At 55.8% G+C, this 17,718-nt stretch carries 14 protein-coding genes and 1 other annotated feature; of the genes, 2 read left to right on the forward strand and 12 right to left on the reverse strand.

What is annotated here, in order from left to right:
- Nucleotides 1–28: 28 nt before the first annotated feature.
- A complete protein-coding gene (locus tag KI236_RS05995; RefSeq protein ID WP_212820190.1) occupies nt 29–883 on the reverse strand; it encodes a GH25 family lysozyme in 855 nt (284 codons plus the stop codon).
- Complete coding sequence (locus tag KI236_RS12130; protein WP_228738094.1) at nt 858–1,022, reverse strand: hypothetical protein; 165 nt, start codon at nt 1,020–1,022, stop codon at nt 858–860. The genes KI236_RS05995 and KI236_RS12130 overlap by 26 nt, the downstream gene beginning before the upstream one ends.
- 469 nt (nt 1,023–1,491) lie before the next feature.
- On the opposite strand from KI236_RS12130, the gene KI236_RS06005 reads away from it, so the two are divergent.
- Together KI236_RS06005 and KI236_RS06010 are read left to right on the forward strand one after the other, a co-directional pair.
- On the forward strand, nt 1,492–2,412 hold the full coding sequence (locus KI236_RS06005; protein WP_212820192.1) for an AAA family ATPase: 921 nt from the start codon (nt 1,492–1,494) through the stop codon (nt 2,410–2,412).
- 2 nt (nt 2,413–2,414) lie between these two features.
- The gene (locus KI236_RS06010) at nt 2,415–4,133 is read left to right on the forward strand and encodes a vWA domain-containing protein (RefSeq protein WP_212820193.1); all 1,719 of its coding nucleotides are present in this window, start codon (nt 2,415–2,417) and stop codon (nt 4,131–4,133) included.
- A gap of 115 nt (nt 4,134–4,248) precedes the next feature.
- On the opposite strand, the gene KI236_RS06015 is transcribed toward KI236_RS06010, so the two are convergent.
- The 10 genes from KI236_RS06015 to KI236_RS06060 form a co-directional block, all read right to left on the reverse strand.
- Nucleotides 4,249–5,697 carry a tryptophanase gene (locus KI236_RS06015; RefSeq protein WP_212820195.1) on the reverse strand — a complete coding sequence of 483 codons (1,449 nt, stop codon included), beginning with the start codon at nt 5,695–5,697 and terminating at the stop codon, nt 4,249–4,251.
- Nucleotides 5,698–5,778: 81 nt separating this feature from the next.
- Nucleotides 5,779–6,018: a binding site (T-box leader), on the reverse strand.
- Nucleotides 6,019–6,251: 233 nt separating this feature from the next.
- Nucleotides 6,252–6,812 (reverse strand): phosphatase PAP2 family protein, encoded by a 561-nt coding sequence (locus tag KI236_RS06020; RefSeq protein ID WP_212820197.1) that lies wholly within the window; start codon nt 6,810–6,812, stop codon nt 6,252–6,254.
- Between the two features lie 12 nt (nt 6,813–6,824).
- Entirely contained in the window at nt 6,825–8,558 is a 1,734-nt protein-coding gene (locus tag KI236_RS06025) for a CvpA family protein (protein ID WP_228738095.1), read from the reverse strand.
- A 160-nt stretch (nt 8,559–8,718) separates the two neighbouring features.
- A complete protein-coding gene (locus tag KI236_RS06030; protein ID WP_212820200.1) occupies nt 8,719–9,630 on the reverse strand; it encodes a DMT family transporter in 912 nt (303 codons plus the stop codon).
- Nucleotides 9,631–9,716: 86 nt separating this feature from the next.
- On the reverse strand, nt 9,717–11,243 hold the full coding sequence (locus KI236_RS06035) for an LCP family protein (RefSeq protein ID WP_212820202.1): 1,527 nt from the start codon (nt 11,241–11,243) through the stop codon (nt 9,717–9,719).
- A gap of 146 nt (nt 11,244–11,389) precedes the next feature.
- Nucleotides 11,390–12,766: a lipopolysaccharide biosynthesis protein gene (locus KI236_RS06040; protein ID WP_212820204.1), complete on the reverse strand. Its 1,377-nt coding sequence runs from the start codon at nt 12,764–12,766 to the stop codon at nt 11,390–11,392.
- Nucleotides 12,753–14,087: a hypothetical protein gene (locus tag KI236_RS06045; RefSeq protein ID WP_212820206.1), complete on the reverse strand. Its 1,335-nt coding sequence runs from the start codon at nt 14,085–14,087 to the stop codon at nt 12,753–12,755. The genes KI236_RS06040 and KI236_RS06045 overlap by 14 nt, the downstream gene beginning before the upstream one ends.
- The gene (locus tag KI236_RS06050) at nt 14,084–15,247 is read right to left on the reverse strand and encodes a glycosyltransferase (RefSeq protein ID WP_212820208.1); all 1,164 of its coding nucleotides are present in this window, start codon (nt 15,245–15,247) and stop codon (nt 14,084–14,086) included. The genes KI236_RS06045 and KI236_RS06050 overlap by 4 nt, the downstream gene beginning before the upstream one ends.
- A 32-nt stretch (nt 15,248–15,279) precedes the next feature.
- A complete protein-coding gene (locus tag KI236_RS06055; RefSeq protein WP_212820210.1) occupies nt 15,280–16,599 on the reverse strand; it encodes a hypothetical protein in 1,320 nt (439 codons plus the stop codon).
- A 39-nt stretch (nt 16,600–16,638) separates the two neighbouring features.
- Nucleotides 16,639–17,718, reverse strand: a complete 1,080-nt coding sequence (locus tag KI236_RS06060) for a Gfo/Idh/MocA family protein (RefSeq protein ID WP_212820212.1) — start codon at nt 17,716–17,718, stop codon at nt 16,639–16,641.

Here is a 17,718-nt window from a genome sequence, read left to right on the forward strand (position 1 = left end):
TTTTTTACCTGCCCCGGCAGCGCCGCCGTCATCCGGCCTTCTCCGCCGCCTCAAACAGCAAATTCCGGTCCACCGCTCCGGAGATACCCGGCACGGTGCCCCCGTGGTCGTACTGCCACAGCTGCGTCTCGTAGTAAAAGGTAGGGTGCTGCCCCGGCTCACCGAGCCACCAGACCCAGTCCCGGACCTGCTCCAGGCCGTAGGTATGATAGCCCATTTGCAGGTTGAAGTAGACCCCGGCCCGGTAGCCGCCGTCCTGAATGGCCCGGCAAAAGGCTGCCGCGCAGGCGGTGACCGTCTCGCCGTCCAGTCCGTTGGCCCGGCCCTCCTCGGCCTCGACGGTCTCCCAGTCGTAAAATACCGGCAGCTCCAGAGGGCGACCGTTCAGCATTTCCAGCACATAGGCGGCCTCAGCCCGGGCCTCCTCCGGGGTTATGGCCTGGGAGAAGAAGTACACCCCTCGGCGCAGCCCCGCCTCGCCTGCCCCGGCATAGTTGGCCTCAAAGGAGGCGTCCTGCTCCAGATTTCCGCTGACATAGCGGCGAAAACCGCAGCGCAGCACGGCGAAATCGATGCCTCCTGCCGCCACCTCCTGCCACTGAATTTCCTTCTGCCACTCGGACACATCCACCCCCTGGCTGGCGGTGTAGGCCCCGCCGGTATAGGCCGTTCCGGCGTCGTCCTGTACAAAGTCGCTCTGGGCGAAGGAATTCACCGGAAGATCCGCAATGGGCGTAATCCAAATCGTCCCGGTGCCGTCATCCACAGCCACCCGTCTGTCCTGCCGGTCTCCGGACAGCAGCAGAAGGACCGTCAGTGCGGCCAAAAGCAGCCCCACAGCGATCCAAAGCCGCCCCTTATTCTTGCTGGCTGTTCCCGGCAACGCCCTGCACCTCCCCACCGTTTTTGTACTTCTCCGCCAGAGCCTTGATCCCCGTCCCCGTGAGCCCGTTCTCCGCGTAGCAGTCAAAGCATTTCTCCATTATGCCTTCCTTTTTCATCTGGTGCAGCGCACGGTTCATAAGGGCATCTCCTCTGGTCATGTAAGCAATTATTTAAGCAAAATATATCATATTTTTCGCCAAAAAGCAACGCACAATAGGGTAAACCCCCTCTAAGGCCCCTCTCCCGCCGCACGCCGCGCAAAAAAAGCGGAAGCGCCTCATTTCTTGGCGAAAACTTTACGCCTGTCAGGTGTATAATCGCCCTAGCAAAAAGCCCCACATAAAGGCGGCGCAGCGTGTCAAAAAAGCCTCGCAGAGTTTGCCGCCCGCAGGCGGCAAAAAATTGGGATCATTTTCTCTCGCGACCTGTGCGTGAGAGAAAATACCTCTCAGGCTGCCAGTGCATAATTTTGAGCCAAGGGCTCAAAATTATGTGCGCAGCAGACTGCAAGCCTTTTGTCGGAAAAACCCGGAGGGTTTTTCGACAGTCTCAGCCGCCTCTTTTTTCTTACATTTTATACCAATCCATCTCTCGGAGGTATCTACCATGAACATCTTTCAAGAACTGCAAGCCGAAGGCATCGATTCTGCTCTGCTGGATGAGATCCGCCATTTCCGTGACACCCATCCTGCGCCCTCCGAGGCGTCGGACCGTGTCCCCCACCCCCGCTATCTCTACTATGGCCAGGAGATCTGGGAGAGTGCCGCCGCGGCCCTCCTGTGCGGGGAGCATCTGCTCCTGGCCGGCCCCAAGGCCACGGGCAAAAATGTCCTGGCTGAAAATCTGGCGGCGGTCTTTGGACGCCCGGTGTGGGATGTGTCCATGTATGTGAATGTGGATGCCGCCGCCCTTATCGGCGCCGACACCCTCCAGGACGGCCGGGTGGCATTCCGGGAAGGCCCCGTCTGCAAATGTGCCCGCCTGGGCGGCTTCGGCGTGCTGGACGAGGTGAACATGGCCAAAAACGAGGCTCTGGCCGTTCTCCACGCCACACTGGACCACCGCCGGGTCATTGATGTCCCCGGCTACGAGCGCATCCACCTGGACGAGTCCACCCGGTTCATCGGCACCATGAACTACGGCTATGCCGGCACCCGGGAGCTCAACGAGGCCCTGGTCTCCCGCTTCGTGGTCCTGGATATGCCCATCATCTCCGATGAAAATCTGAAAAAGCTCCTGCGCCGCAGCTTCCCCACGCTGAAGGACCAGTGGGCCGAGCAGTTCGCCGCCCTCTTCCGTGACCTGCGGCAAAAGTGCGACAGCGGTGAAATTTCCACCAAGGCCCTGGACCTGCGGGGCCTCCTCTCCGCCCTGCACCTGATGGAAAAGGGCATCAGCGCCGGCCAGGCCCTGCGCCTGGGCGTTATCAACAAGGCCTTTGAGCCCTTTGAGCAGCAGCTGGCGGCGGACACGGTCTGGGCCCGCATCCCCGAAAAGACCGACCGCTCCCAGCTCTTTGGTGACTGAGTATGGATCGGGAAGAAGTACAAAGCCGTCGGGCCTATAACCAAATTTGGAACGGCGCCGGGCGCTACGACATCCGCCCGGAGCAGGCGGCCTTTGACACCGAGGGCGATGCCGACCTCTATATGAACACGGTCATGGGGCTGGCCTATGGGCAGTACGATTTTGCCCGCTTCCAGCCCATGCTCCACAGCTTTCAGCAGCAGATCAAGGGCGGCCTGTACACCGATGTATTTTGGCTGGGTCTGGAGCACGCCGTTTTTACCCGGGCCGAAAAGGATCGCCCGGCTCTCCCGGTCCTGCGCCGGGCCTATGCCCAGCGCATCCTGTCCCAGCCCCACCCCCAGGACCCCCGGGAGAGTGCCCAGGGCCTGCAGGCCGCCTGGGCTCAGCGTCTTATCACGGAAAAAGCCCCGGAGGACCCGTGGCTGTCCGGGCTCCTTACCGCCCTGGACTATGACCCGGAATGGAAGGAGCAGAGGGTCATCAATCGCACCGAGGAGCTTCTATTCAAATTTTACAACCGACCCCGCCGCAGTGTCACCGACCGCCAGTGGGCGGCCTTTGCCGGGCGTAATATCGTCGGCAAGGGCGGCGGCATCCGTCTCATCCGGCCCAACGCCCTCCGGGCTCTGGGCCGAACCGACCCCGGCGAGGGCACCGGTGGAGGGGGAGAGGGAAAGCCCCTGCGCCTTCTGAGCTTTCTTCAGGGCAGGACCCCGGAGCCCATCCTCCGCCGGTATGTGGAGAGCTGCTTCGGCGCATCCATGCTCACCCCCTCTGAACTCCACGCGGCAGAGCAGGAGCTGTGTACGGATGTTCACCGAAACTGCTACCTGCACTTCACCAAAGGTACACCGATTTCGCACCAAATGGCACCGGAAGCGGCCTGGGATGTGCAGAATTTTAAGCGTCAGCGAGAGAAAAATCGGGCCTATTATCAGGCAAACCTCACCCAAAACCGCCTGACCATTGCCCAGCTCACCCAAAAATTGCAGAATACGCTTTTGCTGACCCAGGACGAGGATCCCACCCCCAGCCGGGTGGGGCAATTGTGCGGAAAAGTGGCCTGGCGCGCGGTTTTGCTGGGAGATGGCCGGGTCTTTTCCCGCCGAAGCGATGCCCAGCCCGGAGAGCTCTCCGTGGACATTTTGCTGGACGGCTCCGCCTCCCAAAACCGCCAGCAGGAGAAGCTGGCCACCCAGGCCTACATCATTGTGGAAAGTCTCACCCGCTGCGCCATCCCCGTCCGGGTCATTTCCTTCTGCTCGGTCAGCGGCTGCACGGTTTTACAGATCCTCCGGGACTATGATAAGCCCGAGGAAAACCAACGGGTTTTTGACTATGTGTCCGCCGGGTGGAACCGGGACGGACTGGCTCTGCGGGCCACCTCCTGGCTTATGCGGCGGGAACGCAGCAGCCCCAACCGGCTGCTGCTGATCCTGTCCGATGCCAGCCCCAACGACGACCAGCGCATCCCCATAGGCGCCCTGCCCCTGGGGGGCTATAACTACAGCGGCAAGCGGGGCGTGGACGACACCGCCGCCGAGGCCGCCATCCTGCGCCGTCAGGGCATCCGCCCGGTGTGCATCTTCACCGGCAGCGACCGAGAGCTGCCCGCCGCCCGGAAGATTTACGGGCAGGCCATGGAGCGCATCCCCTCGGTGGGCTGGTTCGCCGATGCGGTAAGCCGTCTCCTTTGCCGCCAGCTCCGACAGCTATAATTTGACCGGAATGCCTCGCTGCCTTGGGCAGCAAGCGCCGGGATACCTCTAGAAACAATGTCCGCCGCAGACCCTGTGTGATGGGTCTGCGGCGGTGTTGTTTTTGAAAAGAGGATTACTGCTCGTCACCGAAGTCGGCCCGATAAGCGGCGGCCAGCTTCTCCGGCCAGTCTGAGGTGGGCTCCAGCACACCGGTGAAAAAGCGCAGAGTGGCCGGCTCGTGGACAAAGCGCAGGCCGCCCACCAGGTCCCGGTGGTCAAAGAGCCACTTCACCCGGTCGATAACATACTCTGTCTGAGACAGGGTGAATACACGCCGGGGGAAGGCCAGGCGCAGCAGCTCCATGGACGCAATGCGCTCGCTGCCGTCCCGCTCCCGCTCCTCGGAAAGGGTGCCGCGCTCCATGCCCCGGATGCCGCCGCAGATGTACAGGGCGCAGGCCAGGGCGCAGGCAGAGTACTCCGTCTGGGGCACATGGGGCAAAAATTCCTTTACATCAATATGCGCGCCCAGGCCGCCGCCGGGAGTAATGACGGGTATGCCGTACTCCGAAAGCCTGTCCACGCAGTAGTCGATAAACTGGGGGCCCTGGGAGATAACATCCATGTCCATGCTCTCCTCGAAGCCCACGGTCATGGCCTCCATCTCCTTCACGGACATACCGCCGTAGGTGAGGAAGCCCTCGAACATGGGCACCAGGTCCTCCATGGAATGAAACAGCGCCTCATCCCGCACCAGGATGGCTCCGCCCCGGGCAAAGCCGAATTTCCGGGCCGAGAAGTAAATGATGTCGAAAAGGTCCGCGATTTTCCTTGTGATCTCCCGAACGGACAGGCTCTGCATCTCCTTCTCCCGGGTCTTGATGAAGTACAGATTATCCTGCAGCAGGGACGCATCCAGCACCGTCAGCACGCCGTGGCGGCGGCAGATGTCCGTGGCGGCCTGCATATTGGCAAAGGAAATGGGCTGGCCGCCGATGAGGTTGGTGCCCGCCTCCAGGCGCACAAAGGGTACATTGGCCGGCGTCTCCCGGAGAATGCAGGTCTCCAGGGCCTCCAGGTCGATATTGCCCTTAAAGGGCAGGTCGCTCTTGCTCACCAGGCCCTCGGCCCGCACCAGCTCCTCCACCCGGCCTCCCAGGCGGGTGATGTGGGCCTTGGCGGTGGTGAAGTGGTAGTTCATTATGACACAGCTATCGGGCTTTACGAAGCGGGTAGCCAGAATATTCTCGCAGGCACGGCCCTGGTGGGCAGGCAGGCAGAAGGGCATACCGAACAGCTCCTCCAGCTTATCGCGCATACGGAAGAAGGTCTCGGAGCCTGCATAGGCATCGTCGGCCCGCAGCATGGCGGACTGCTGAAGATCGGACATGGCGTTGACACCGGAATCCGTGAGCATATCCAGGAAAATATCTCCGTTGTGGAGCTGGAAGGTGTTGAACCCCGCCCGCTGCATCTTCTCCAGCCGCCGGGCCGTGGGAAGCAGATGAAGCTGCTGCACGATCTTCACCTTGTGCATCTCCATAGGGATGGGTTCATGTTTGTAAAAAGTAATAGCAGGCATGGTAAGCTCCTCCTTCATATAGTTCAAATTTTACCGCTAAATGACACGGGCAACAAAAACGCCCTCCGTGTCCCAAAGGACACAGAGGACGAGAAAACCCGTGGTACCACCTCAGTTTGCCGCCGCAGCGGCCTCATGGGGCACTATCATGCCCGCAGCGCTGTATCGGGCGCACCCGGCGCTGCCTACCACCTCAGAGGGCTTCGGAGCGCTGCTCAGGACGGTAATTGGGATGCCGCTTCCTATCTGCCTTGCACCGACCGGCAGCTCTCTGCATAGGAACGCCGCAGCATCTTACTGGGAGTCCATCATCGCGTTGCAGTGTTATTAAAATTGTTATTGTTACTTTAGCACTTTTAATAGCTGATGTAAAGAAAGAAATTGCACAATATTTTACGGATATAGAGTCGATTTTTAAGAGGGTATCCATAAACAGGGGTCAAAGACTCGCTTCAGCCCGCCACAACCGGCTTCCCCTCCGGCGCAGGCCGGAGGGGAAGTGATGTTCTTGTCCCCTGCAGGCGGCAAGCTCTGCGGGACTTTTTAACAGGCGGTCAGCTTCTCTTTTTCGTATAAACGCGGCGGATTTTGTCCGGCAGCTTGCGGCTCAGGCCCACGGCGGCAAGCCCCAGTGCCGCGCCGATAAGGGCGCCGGATAAAATATCCGATGGGAAATGCACGAACAGATACAGCCGGGAAAAGGCCAGGGCTGCGGCCAGGGGGATGGCCCACCAGCCGAATTTACGGTTGGCGGCGGTGATGACCCAGGCCCCGGTCACGGCGGACCAGGTGTGGCCCGAGGGGAAGGAGTAATCCCTGGGATTCTTCACCAGCAGATCCACGGCCTCCTGCCAGCAGGGCCGGGGGCGGGCCACGATGTTTTTAAGGCCGATATTGCAGATCAGCAAGCCCGCCAGCAGCGCCAACAGCAGGCAAATGCCGTGCTTGCGGTACTTTTTGCTGGCCGTGAGGGCAAGGCCTGCCACGATCCAGACAGCGCCGCCCTCCCCCAGAAGGGTGAGCTTGGGCATAAGAAAGTCTAAGGCTCCGCAGTGCAGGTTCTCCCGGATCCAGTGCAGAATCGCCCAGTCCGCCGCTTGAATAAAGTCAGGCATAGCTTCCTCCTCTTACTGAGCCGCTGTGACGGTGTAAGCCGAGAGTATCTTCTCCTCCCCCTCAGCGAAGGTGATGGTAACCTGGTCGCCTACGGAGAGTATAACGGCGTTTTTATCGTCGGCGGCGGAGATGGCGTAATACACCGAGCCGTCCTGCAGACGCAGGTAGTACCAGGTGTTGCCCTCCACCACGGCGGAGCGGATCTCAGCGATGGCGCCGGTGACCTGGCTCTGTCCGGAGGGAGTGATCTCAGTATCGCTCTGGTCAATGAGACCGTTGCGGGCCAGCATAAGGCGATAGTTGCTCTCGCAGTCGGCCACGGTGGAGCCGGTGGCCACAATCTGGTACTGGCTCACATTGACCATGGCATACATTTTCACCAGACCCGCCGCATCCTTCAGGGCCATGAAATAGCTGGGCTGGTCGGCGATGTTCAGCAGCAGGGGGAAGGTGGCGGTGTAGTTCATCTGCTGCACCTGGCCCCGGGCAGAATCCATGGCGGAATACTCCTCGGCGCCGGCCACGGAGTAGAAGCGGGTCTCCTTGGTGCGCTGGTTGGAGAGGATGAAGCCGATGTTGGATTCATCGGACACCACGGAGGTGATGCCGGTATACATATACACATCATCGTTCAGAGCGATATAGTTATAGCCCGCTGTGGTGACGGTGACATCCCGCTGGCCGAAGAGGGAGTTGATGAAGCCGTTTATATAAGTGCCGTGATCGTCGTACTGGCTGATGATCAGGTCGGCGTTATACACATGATCCACCCAGGTGGGGATGTCCCCCACCTCATAGTAGCTCGTATCGCCGGTGACGGCATTCACCAGCACCGCCCCCAGCACATCCGTACCGCCGAAGAGACCGATGGTGTTGGTGATGCGGGGGCAGACCCAGTAGGGGTTGCCGTCCTCGTCGATCTCAAAGGCGGGGGTGTCAAAAATATAGGTGGGATAGTGGAAGCGCAGGTAGCGCTGAAGATTGCGGCCAAAATGCTCGGCGGTGGTGTAGCGGATGCCGTTATCCAGGCGCACCACCTCCACATTCTGGGTCACCATGTCGATGATGAGATAGGCAGGCAGGCCATCCGCACGGTTATTCAGCCACTTGATCCAGTCGCCATAGCGCAGGGCCGTGACACGAACGGGACGGCCCTTATAGTTTATTTGGGTGTAATCGTCGTCCACCTCGAACTGGGAGACCATGTCCGCCAGTTCACCCAGCTTGCGGTTGCCCAGCTTGGTGGCGGAGTCCCGGTCCAGCATGGGGATCTGGTCGAAGGAGATCTCCTGGACCTCGCTGGCAAAGTCACCGGTCTCTACGGTGAGCAGATCCCGGTAATCCGCGGCCCGGAACAGGCGCAAGCCGATAACGCTGCCCACCACGGCGGTGAGCACCAGGGCCAGGGCCAGGAAAAAGGGGATCTTGCACTGTTTTTTCACAAAGCCGAAGTACCCCTTGGGTCCCTCCCCCTGGAAGCCGGAGGTGAGAATGGCCATAACGCAGTACACCGCGCACAGCAGCAGGGCAAACACATAGAAGGACTGGCTGTGCAGGTTCAGCGCCGGCAGGCAAACATAGTAATACACCGCGCCCACCAGCAGCGTGACCGCCAGGTTCAGCACCGTGCGGCCTACCGGGGTGCCTACAGCCTTGCGGGGTTTTTTCTCCCGCTTAGGTCTCCCGACAAAGGGATTCTTGTGGGCAAAGCCCTGAAAATCGGGGTCGTTCCAGTTGGTATTCATAGAGCAGCTCCTCTCGTGATTTTTTAGAAAAGTAAAAACATTGTACCATACGGGCGGGGAAATGTCTATACGCCCGGGGCGCCTACCCCAAATTGTTCCGCCAAAGGGGTGGGAGTATACAAAAAGAGGAGAAGCTTTGCCTTCTCCCCTTTCGAATTTTTTATTCGCCGGTCTTTGCCGTCTGCTTATTGGCGAAAATCACGCCCAGGGTGATCAGTACGGCGCCGAGGATGCTCATGAGGGAAATTTTTTCGCCCAGCAGCAGCCAGCCTACCACCACGGTGACGAAGGGGGTGGCGTACAGATAGTTGTTGGTAATGACCACGCCCAGGTTCTTAAAAGCAATATTCCACAGAGCAAAGCACACGGCGTTGCCGAACACGCCCAAAAACAGCCAACTCAGCAGGATACCCGGCTGGGTAAACAGCGGGGTCAGGCTGGGCATACCGTCGGTGATGAGCATCAGCGGCACCGCCGTCAAAAATGCCCACAGGAACACCCGGCGGGTCACCAGGAAATTATCATACCGCTCGGTATACTTCTTAATGAGGATGGAGTATACCGCCCACATCAGGGCCGCCGCCAGGGCCAGCAGGTCTCCCAGAGGGCTCAAATGGAAGGTCAGTGTGCCGTTCAGCACCACCATGATAACGCCGGCGATGGCCACCACTGCGCCCATATACACCCATTTACCCAGCTTCTCCCCCCGCTGGGAGAAAAACTGCGCCAGGATCACCGTGATGATGGGGGACATGGACACGAGAATGCTCACATTGGCGGCAGAGGTATGGGCCGCAGCGGTATTTTGCAGGAAAAAGTAGACGCTGCCGCCGGTGATGCCGATGAGAATGAACATCAGCTCATCCTTCCAGGGGAGCTTCAGCGTCTTAGGACGCAGTGCCCACAAAGCCAGGTAGGCAAGACCCATACGCAGGGGGATGATCTGGATGGGGGTAAAGGCATTGAGCATCACCTTGGTCAGCACAAAGCAGCTGCCCCATACCAGGGTGGTAAACAGGGCAAACAGGTGCCCCGTGATCTTTTGGTTTCTGGTCGCTCCGATTTCCGACATAGTCGTTCTCTCTCTTCCTCATAGGGCGGCATTGCCCGCTTTTACCGCAGGCAATGCCGCTTTTATAGTATTATCTTTTGTTCGGTTTACTCCGCGGGCAGAACGATCTCCTCGCCGTTCATCACCTGGTCGATAACCTCACGAATACGGTTCACGGAGTCATAATCCGGCGGCATTACATACAGCAGCTCGCCGTAGGAGGAGTAGCAGGGCTGCATGGTATCGCCGGAGCCCTGGGTGGCGGACATGGTCTGGATGTTCCAGGATGCGCCGTCCTTCTGCATCATCTGCACCAGGGAGGAGATCTGGTCGTAGGAAATGTTGGTAATGAAGTTGTCGGACACCGCCTTCAGCAGATCCTGATATTTCGCCAAAACGCTGGGGGAAGTGGCCTTTTCGATAATGGCCTGGATGACCTTCATCTGGTTCTTACCCCGCTGGTTGTCACCGTCGGAGAAGGAGTAGCGCTCCCGGCTGAAGGTCAGGGCCTCGATGCCGTTCATGTGGTTCCAGCCTTCCGTGTAGCTATACTCCCGGTCTCCGTATCCTGCAACATCTCCTGCAGCCGTTGTAAACGAGTAGTCTGAATACACATCAATGCCGCCCAGGGCGTCCACGATGTCGATAAGGCCCCAGAAATTGATGCGACCATAATAGGAGGTCTTGGTTCCGTAGAGATTATCCAGCACAGCCATGCTCTCCTGCACGCCATACATACCGGCGTGGGTCAGCTTATCCAGCTCACCGTTGAAGGCCAAAGGCAGGTAGTAGTCCCGGGGGGTATTGATGAGAAGGATCTGACGGGTCTTGGGGTTCACCACCGCCAGAATATTCACATCGCTGCGGCTCTTGGCGTTGATGTCGGAGTCCCGCTCGTCGCTGCCGCTGCAATAGATCACAAAGGGCTGCTTGGTGATGGAGCCAGAGGGCTTGATGGAGGTGATCTCATGCTCCGTGACATACTCATAGATGATCTTGGTATGGCTGGAGAAGTCACTGTAATCCTCCTGCTCCGTCAGCAGGGAAATGTAGCCCTCGTTGAGAATCATAGCCTGGATTTCGTCATCGTACAGGGCATCTGCCATAGCGGCTGGTGTCTCGTATTCCCTCGTGTCGATCTGGCCCATGCTCTCCTGCATGGCACTGAGGAGCTTCCGGGTGTTCTCCTGGTCACGGTTGGCCAGGATACCGAATTTATAGCCTCGGGTATCTCCCAGATCTGTGGCGTCGTCCTCTTTCATGACGATCACCGCCGTCACCTGCTTTTCCACCATGATGCCGGAGATCTTATTTAGGGCGGACTGCACCGCCCCGGCGGCCACGGTGCCGTAGATCATCGCCACGGACAACACCACAGCCAAAGCGCCGCAGATCAGCTTGCCCAGCTTATTGCGCCGCAAGGGCAGCTGCACGAAAATGTGCAGCCCGTTCACCACCAGCAGCGCTACCATAATCAGCACCATATTGGTGGTTGTGAGCATTTTGGTGGCCATAAGCCGGGCAAAAATAGCCAGGCTACATACCAGCAGCACAAACATCATAATAATGCCAAACCAGTCGACCTTGGTGCGGCGGATGCGTCTGGCCCGGGAGCTTCCTCTTTGTTTGTCCATATTATATCTCCTTTGGTTTCACCTCTACAGGGTCAATCATCTGTTTTCCTGCTATCATGCACAGTGCACACTGTGCGGCATTTAATATAAATTATTTTACCATTGGCCGGCACAGATTACAATGCCGAGGCCGGCAGATATCGCTATCACACTATATAGGCGTGGAACAGCACACGAATACCCCACACAAGTGCCAGTGGGATGATGACATATCCAAGATTAAACAGCAAATATCTTCGTGTCGAAACGCCCGTGATCTTCAAGAAAATTCCCTGCAGCAGCATCACGCGTATGATATTCAAAATGGAGATGATCCAAACCCACACATATACATCAGGCAAATGCCAAAACATAAATCCGGCCAAGCCGGCATTATACAGCAGTGTAAACAGCGCATCCGCCAAATTCAACTGATTCCTATTTACAATGACAAAGCATCCTGACAAACAGCTTGCGCAAAAAGCAAAAAGCTGTGAAACGCCTAAAATTGCCGCATAGGTTCCCGCCTCTGTCCACTGTTCGCCCAAAAACAAAGCGAAAATCCACTCGCCGAAAACAATCAAAACAGCAATGGGAATCATGGCGATCTTGATATTCGCCTTGAGGATGTTAAAGGAAAATTCTCCTATATCCTCCCCGCGGTTATAGCGCTGGCTGGCCTCCTGAAAATACACGCGATTTACCGGCGTGGCCAGCAGCGTGGTGGGTAGAGACAAAACCTTTAACGCCATAGAATACATTCCCAGTGCGGTAGAGGAGTAAAAACGCTCCATCATCTGCACAGGAATCTGCGTTCCTAACGAGGATATCAAATTTGCAGGCATTTGGTATATGGGAAAGCGCCGATATTTGCGCAGCAGGGGTAGAGGACGGCAATCCGATTCCGAAACCCGCTTAAAAGCATTTCCGTGGAGCATCAAGTGCGCGATATTGACCACAAACGCTAATATGGAGGCTAGTGTGTAACCCAAAAATCCCCAATTCAATACGCCAAAAAGGATGCTGAGTACCACATTTGAGCCGGCATACAGTACTGGATTCCAAAAAAGAACGCGGTAAAGGCTTTGTCGGTTGGCATAGGCATAGCATATATTGCTGACAGTGTTGCAGACAATATAAAGCCACAATACACCCAAGGCAAGGGTATAAGGCGTTTCTTCCGTGGAGAAAATGCGCCAAAACGGAGCCACGAGCCAAAGACCCAGCGCCGCTACTGTTGTAATCAGGAGCGTAGCAAACAGCACAAGGCGGCTTAGCCCCCTGGCTTCCTCATCTCGCTCCGGCAGCAAGAATACCGTCATCATGCCCAGGCAGGCAAGCGAGCTGATTACACCGGCATTGGTTGTAATGACCGTATAATCGCCCATGGCTGCCGGTGTATAGACCCGGCCCACTATCGGCATCCCGAAAAAGTTGATAGCCTGCCCCACCACAGCGCCGGATGAGAGCGTAAGAACGCTTTTTAGAAAGCCGCTGGAACGGACGCGGTCAACCAGCTTCCGCAATGTTTCACGAAGTTTCAAGGATGTACTCCTTTCGCTTTATAGCTCCCTGATAAAAAAGCATGAAAATTACCAGAATCATCCACGGGCCAAGGATAAGGCTGTCGAAAAGGTGTCCGTCTGCCAATACAAATATGGGATATAGAAAAACTCCGACCGTCATTGCATACCCAGCCCGCAGTCGAAAACCATCTACCATACGCAAAAGCACGGCCAAAAGTTGAAGCAGCAGGAAAATGCCAATATAGCCAAAGCGCATATATCCCTCAGCCAAAAAGCCGGTATTGGAATTCATATTTGGACGGTTATAATAAATAGCAGAAATATCATATCCGTAGTCAACTCCCTGCAGTGGGTCAGGAATACTTACCAACCACTGGGGGAAGGCTCCATAGAGCCCCAGCTTAGGACGGGTGCTGAAGTAATCGTAGTATACAAATTTATTCTGTGCAGGAAGAAGCATACTGCGACGACACAGCAGGTCATAGGCCGCAGAAAGTACGGATTGTAAAACCGGTGAGATCCATCGTAAAAGGATCAGCATGGAAAAGCCTATGCAGAAGCAAGCAAAAAACTCATAATAGAAATTTTCTCGCTTACTCCATGGAACAAATACAATAAGTAGGGGAATAACAAAGAGAAATGTTTTTTGTCCGGTGTAAAGATAAATAAGAAGCAAAACACCGCACATAAGTAGTGCGCTGAACCAGCGATTTTTCAAAAGAGCTAAGGTGATAAGGATCGGTAAAAAAACATTTGTTGCCCAAGTCAGCAAATAATTTGCGTATTTGCTAAGATGAAATGCCCCCGAAGCGCGCATTTCATAGACCTTATAAATGTTCAGCGCAGTCAAGGATGGCAGTCCATTCTCCCGAATTAGGATTAGTAGCAGAAGTACTACTGCCGCCGCAAAGCAACTCACCATTATGCCCGAAAAAATACGATTGCGTCGGAAGCGAATAGTAGCCGGTGAACTGCGCACCATCATCTCGCACAGGAAAAAGGCGATGCACACGCTATGATAATATATATGACTGCCGCCTTCCAAGCTGTAAATCGTTGTAATGGGAATGATCTCCAGCAAATAAAGCATTGCCAGCAGAAATGTAGACGGTTTTTTTGCCGAATGGTCAATGCTCCAGAATAGAACCGTACACCACCCTAATCCCAAGGCATAGCGCAGAGGATCAAAATGGAAAGAAAAACGATATGCATACCCTGCACCTACCAGGAATTTATTAAAGCTGAAATCCAGTGCCAGCTTAAATAATAATGCGCAGGCAAACAATATTACCGGAGATCTTAACGCAATTTTCCGCTCAAATGTGGCCTGCTGCATCATAATATCTCCCTGTAAGCATTCATAAGTGTCTGTTTTTCCCGCTCCCAGCAGAGCTCTTCCTTGGCAACTTTCAAATGCTCCTTACACTCGGCATAAAATGCCCGGTCATCCCGCATACGCAGGATTGCATCAGCAATAGCCTTCGGATCTGTGGGGTCCACCTTCAGGCCAATCCCATACTGATCTACAATTTTGCCAATCGTGGGAAAATCGCTGACTATAACGGGGTTCATGCTTTGAATGTTCTCAAAGAATTTGTTGGGAAGCATCATGTAATAGCTCTGATAGGTCGCCAGCACGGTTACCAGGCCAACATCGGAAGCGCTGACATAATGACGCAGTTCCTCATAGGGAACAGCCTGATGAAACAGGACACGGTCTTCAATGTTCAGCTTTTTGCACAGGGTGTGCAACTGATCCGGGTAGGAGGTTTGGGCGTTTCCAAGAATAATCGCCGCGACATCCTGCGGCAACTGAGCTACAGCCTCTAACATTTGCTCGATGCCGCGATCTTCCATGACGCCGCCATGGTACATAACAAGAAAGGCAGAATCCGAAAGGCCCAGCTGCGAAAGAAATTCCTGACGCACCTGCGCTGTATGTGCAGTATCCAGCTGCCAATACTGGGGAATATTCCGTGCCACAATAGGGCGTTTTTTCAGGTGATGGATCCGCTGCACCTCATCGGCAATATCGTCATTGACCATAATGGAGAATGCGCATCTCTTCATTAAAAAACGCTCCAGATGGCAGATAAACCAGGTGGTCACTGCGCTGCGCTGTCTGGCGCGGCCCAGTTCAAACTCATGAGAATCATAGACCAGTTTGGCCTTGTTCCGCTTACCGATATTGGACAGCCAAGCGATGAAAAGGGCAATCAGATCATAGGCGGAAATCACATCAATATCATTCTGCTTGCGCATATAAGAGGCCCAAGTAAACAAGGAGACCACACGGTTGAGACCGTTGGGAACCTTTTCGCCCAAGGGTCGCGTGGAAATGCGAGTGACAGGAAACCCGTCTACGACTTCTTCTGTGCCTGTATGTTCTCCCTTGGCAAAAACCTCAACCTCTGCGCCCAATTCCTGACAGGCAGCTAACTCGCGCTTGTCTCGGCTGGCGTAAGCCCATGTATTGATACACAACTTTGCGATCTTCATATTTGTTTATCTCCATCTACCTCTTTTACCATTCAGAAAAAGAACGTACCATTTGCTTTTCGGGAAAAAGAATGCATCAGCGTATGTACTGCCTTCAGCCGCTCCATACGGGTCATACCGCGGCGTTCAGCTAACAGGATAAGGCCGTTCTTCTTTAGGCAGGCAAATGCCGCTGGGTCAGAAGCTACATTCATAATGACGGAAACGCTGTAGTCCCGGTCCTTCAGTGCAGCAACGAAATCGTCCAATTCCTCCGGCTGATCAGACAGCGAGGATATAATCGCGATCCCCGCGGAAGCGGAATCGCAGGCAGCGACCCGATCTGCCAGGTGCGCAGCAGCTGCATTCCGGTCTGCCCAAAGAGTTTCTCCCAAAATAGCGTCAGCCCATCGGTCTGATTTTCGTTTTGCCACTGCCAATGTGCCCCAATAGGGAGCACCGCCCATCGCCTCCAGCTGTCCGGCTGTTTCAATACGACCGGAAAACACAGCCTTTACAAGAATCCACAGACAGGCCAATATAATACCTACAGCAAACCCGAGAACTGCATATTTCACCCCGCTCTTTACAGGAGAGGGAGTCTCGTCATCATGAGGAAGTGCCAACTCCTGAGATTGCACCTTGGAGGTCAGTGTTGTCAGGCTTTCCTTTGCGGTGGTCAGTTCCTTGAAAATCTTGTCCTGTTTATCTGCGATTTCCGTATTCGTTTCACACAGCGTAGCAGAGGACAAAACCGCATTTACCGTAGGTGTTGAGCTATTTTCGCCGGAGAACTGCCGGTGCAGGCCCTGATAGAGCATATCTGCCAACTCCTCAGCCCGCTCCCGGGATGTCCCGTATGTACGAAGGCTCAATACTCCACCAGACAATGGCTTGGCGGAAAACAAATCCTGTAAATACAGATTCCCTATTTCGGCAAAGGAAGTATCCGCCGCTAACTTCTGTATATCGGTTCCCGCAAGCCACGCCGCACAGACTGCTCCGTCGGAGTATTCTTGGGAAGCGGAAGCCACCGGTGCATTCTCCGCAGGGGTCAATCCAATAAGCATCGTTGTGGTATACACACGGTACGGATCGATCTCCATCAGCGGTGCCTGAACAACATATTCCTGTAAGGATGCCACCTTTGCTTTAGTGGTAGTCAGCTGCTGCTTCAGGGCTGCAAGATCGGCATACTGCGATGCAATTTGTTCCTCAGCAGACACATCGCTTTCATCCGAATTGCTCCGGGATGTGCGGAAGGCCTGCATGCCACCCAGCAGCACCGCAAAAATCAGTGCGGTGAGCAAAACTGCACGGCAACGGCGAACCAGCAGTGCAAAGAGCTCCTTCATGTTCATAGTTTCCGCCATGTATTCTCTCCTTAACTCCTTGGATATTATTTCTATTCTTTACTTATCAAACCGACCGGTAAAGTCCGTGCTGGCCACATGAGAAAGGGGCAGCTTTACGGGCTTGCCGGTGGCGGCGGACTGATAGATGGCCAGGATCATCTCCAGGGCATTGCGTCCGGCCACGGCGTCCACATAGGGCTTGCGGTCGTGCTCGATGGCGTCCATCATGTCGGCAAAGAGGCTGGTATGGCCGTTGCCGTAGACATTGCTGGTGGCCTCCTGGAGGCCCTTATTCTTTTGGTCGTCCTCGGTCTCATCGGCAAAGTTCCACACATCAATGTTATTGGTGGAGGTGCCGCCGATCTTCACGGTGCCGGTCTCGCCGAAGAGGTAGAGAGTCTCCTCCAGGTTCTTGGGGTAGACATTGGTGGTGCCCTCGATGGTGCCCACGGCGCCGTTCTTGAACTTCACCACGGCCATGCCGATGTCCTCGCACTCCAGATAATCGTGGAACTGCTGCTTGGTAACGCCGTAGACTTCTTCCACCTCGTCACCCATCATCCAGCGCAGCAGGTCGATGCCGTGGATGCACTGATTCATCAGGCAGCCGCCGTCCTGGGCCCAGGTGCCGCGCCAGGAGGCCTGGTCATAGTAGCTGTGGTCCCGGTTCCAGCGGACATGGATGGAGCCGTGGGAAATCTTGCCGAAACGGCCAGCCTCCAGGGCCTTACGCATCTGCTGAATGGCCACATTGAAGCGGTTCTGGTGGCAGGCGGCCACCTTCACGCCCTTCTCCTCGCTGCGGCGGACGATCTCCTCGGCGTCGTCCATGTTCATAGCCATGGGCTTTTCGATGATGACATTGACACCGTGGTCGATGCAGTAGAGGGCGATCTCGGCGTGGATGCCGCTCTCGGTGGCGATGGACGCCAGGGTTATGTCGTTTTCCGCCAGCATCTGCTTATAGTCGGTGTAGCGCTTGATGGAGGTGTCGTTTTGCAGGTCGTATTTGGCCAGCAGCGCCTCCATTTTCTCCGGCAGAACATCGCACACGGCGACGATCTCCAGCTTGTTGTTGATGGCGGCCTTCATGTGGTTCACGGCAATGCGGCCGCAGCCGATGAGAGCGTATTTCAT

The sequence above is a fragment of the Vescimonas fastidiosa genome (genome assembly GCF_018326305.1).
GTDB classification, from domain to species: domain Bacteria; phylum Bacillota; class Clostridia; order Oscillospirales; family Oscillospiraceae; genus Vescimonas; species Vescimonas fastidiosa.

What these genes read in the sequence shown, in the direction of transcription:
- KI236_RS12130 (WP_228738094.1), bottom strand. Translation starts at nt 1,022, where the DNA reads ATGAACCGTGCGCTGCACCAGATGAAAAAGGAAGGCATAATGGAGAAA.
- KI236_RS06005 (WP_212820192.1), top strand. Translation starts at nt 1,492, where the DNA reads ATGAACATCTTTCAAGAACTGCAAGCCGAAGGCATCGATTCTGCTCTG.
- KI236_RS06010 (WP_212820193.1), top strand. Translation starts at nt 2,415, where the DNA reads ATGGATCGGGAAGAAGTACAAAGCCGTCGGGCCTATAACCAAATTTGG.
- KI236_RS06015 (WP_212820195.1), bottom strand. Translation starts at nt 5,697, where the DNA reads ATGCCTGCTATTACTTTTTACAAACATGAACCCATCCCTATGGAGATG.
- KI236_RS06020 (WP_212820197.1), bottom strand. Translation starts at nt 6,812, where the DNA reads ATGCCTGACTTTATTCAAGCGGCGGACTGGGCGATTCTGCACTGGATC.
- KI236_RS06025 (WP_228738095.1), bottom strand. Translation starts at nt 8,558, where the DNA reads ATGAATACCAACTGGAACGACCCCGATTTTCAGGGCTTTGCCCACAAG.
- KI236_RS06030 (WP_212820200.1), bottom strand. Translation starts at nt 9,630, where the DNA reads ATGTCGGAAATCGGAGCGACCAGAAACCAAAAGATCACGGGGCACCTG.
- KI236_RS06035 (WP_212820202.1), bottom strand. Translation starts at nt 11,243, where the DNA reads ATGGACAAACAAAGAGGAAGCTCCCGGGCCAGACGCATCCGCCGCACC.
- KI236_RS06045 (WP_212820206.1), bottom strand. Translation starts at nt 14,087, where the DNA reads ATGATGCAGCAGGCCACATTTGAGCGGAAAATTGCGTTAAGATCTCCG.
- KI236_RS06050 (WP_212820208.1), bottom strand. Translation starts at nt 15,247, where the DNA reads ATGAAGATCGCAAAGTTGTGTATCAATACATGGGCTTACGCCAGCCGA.
- KI236_RS06055 (WP_212820210.1), bottom strand. Translation starts at nt 16,599, where the DNA reads ATGGCGGAAACTATGAACATGAAGGAGCTCTTTGCACTGCTGGTTCGC.
- KI236_RS06060 (WP_212820212.1), bottom strand. Translation starts at nt 17,718, where the DNA reads ATGAAATACGCTCTCATCGGCTGCGGCCGCATTGCCGTGAACCACATG.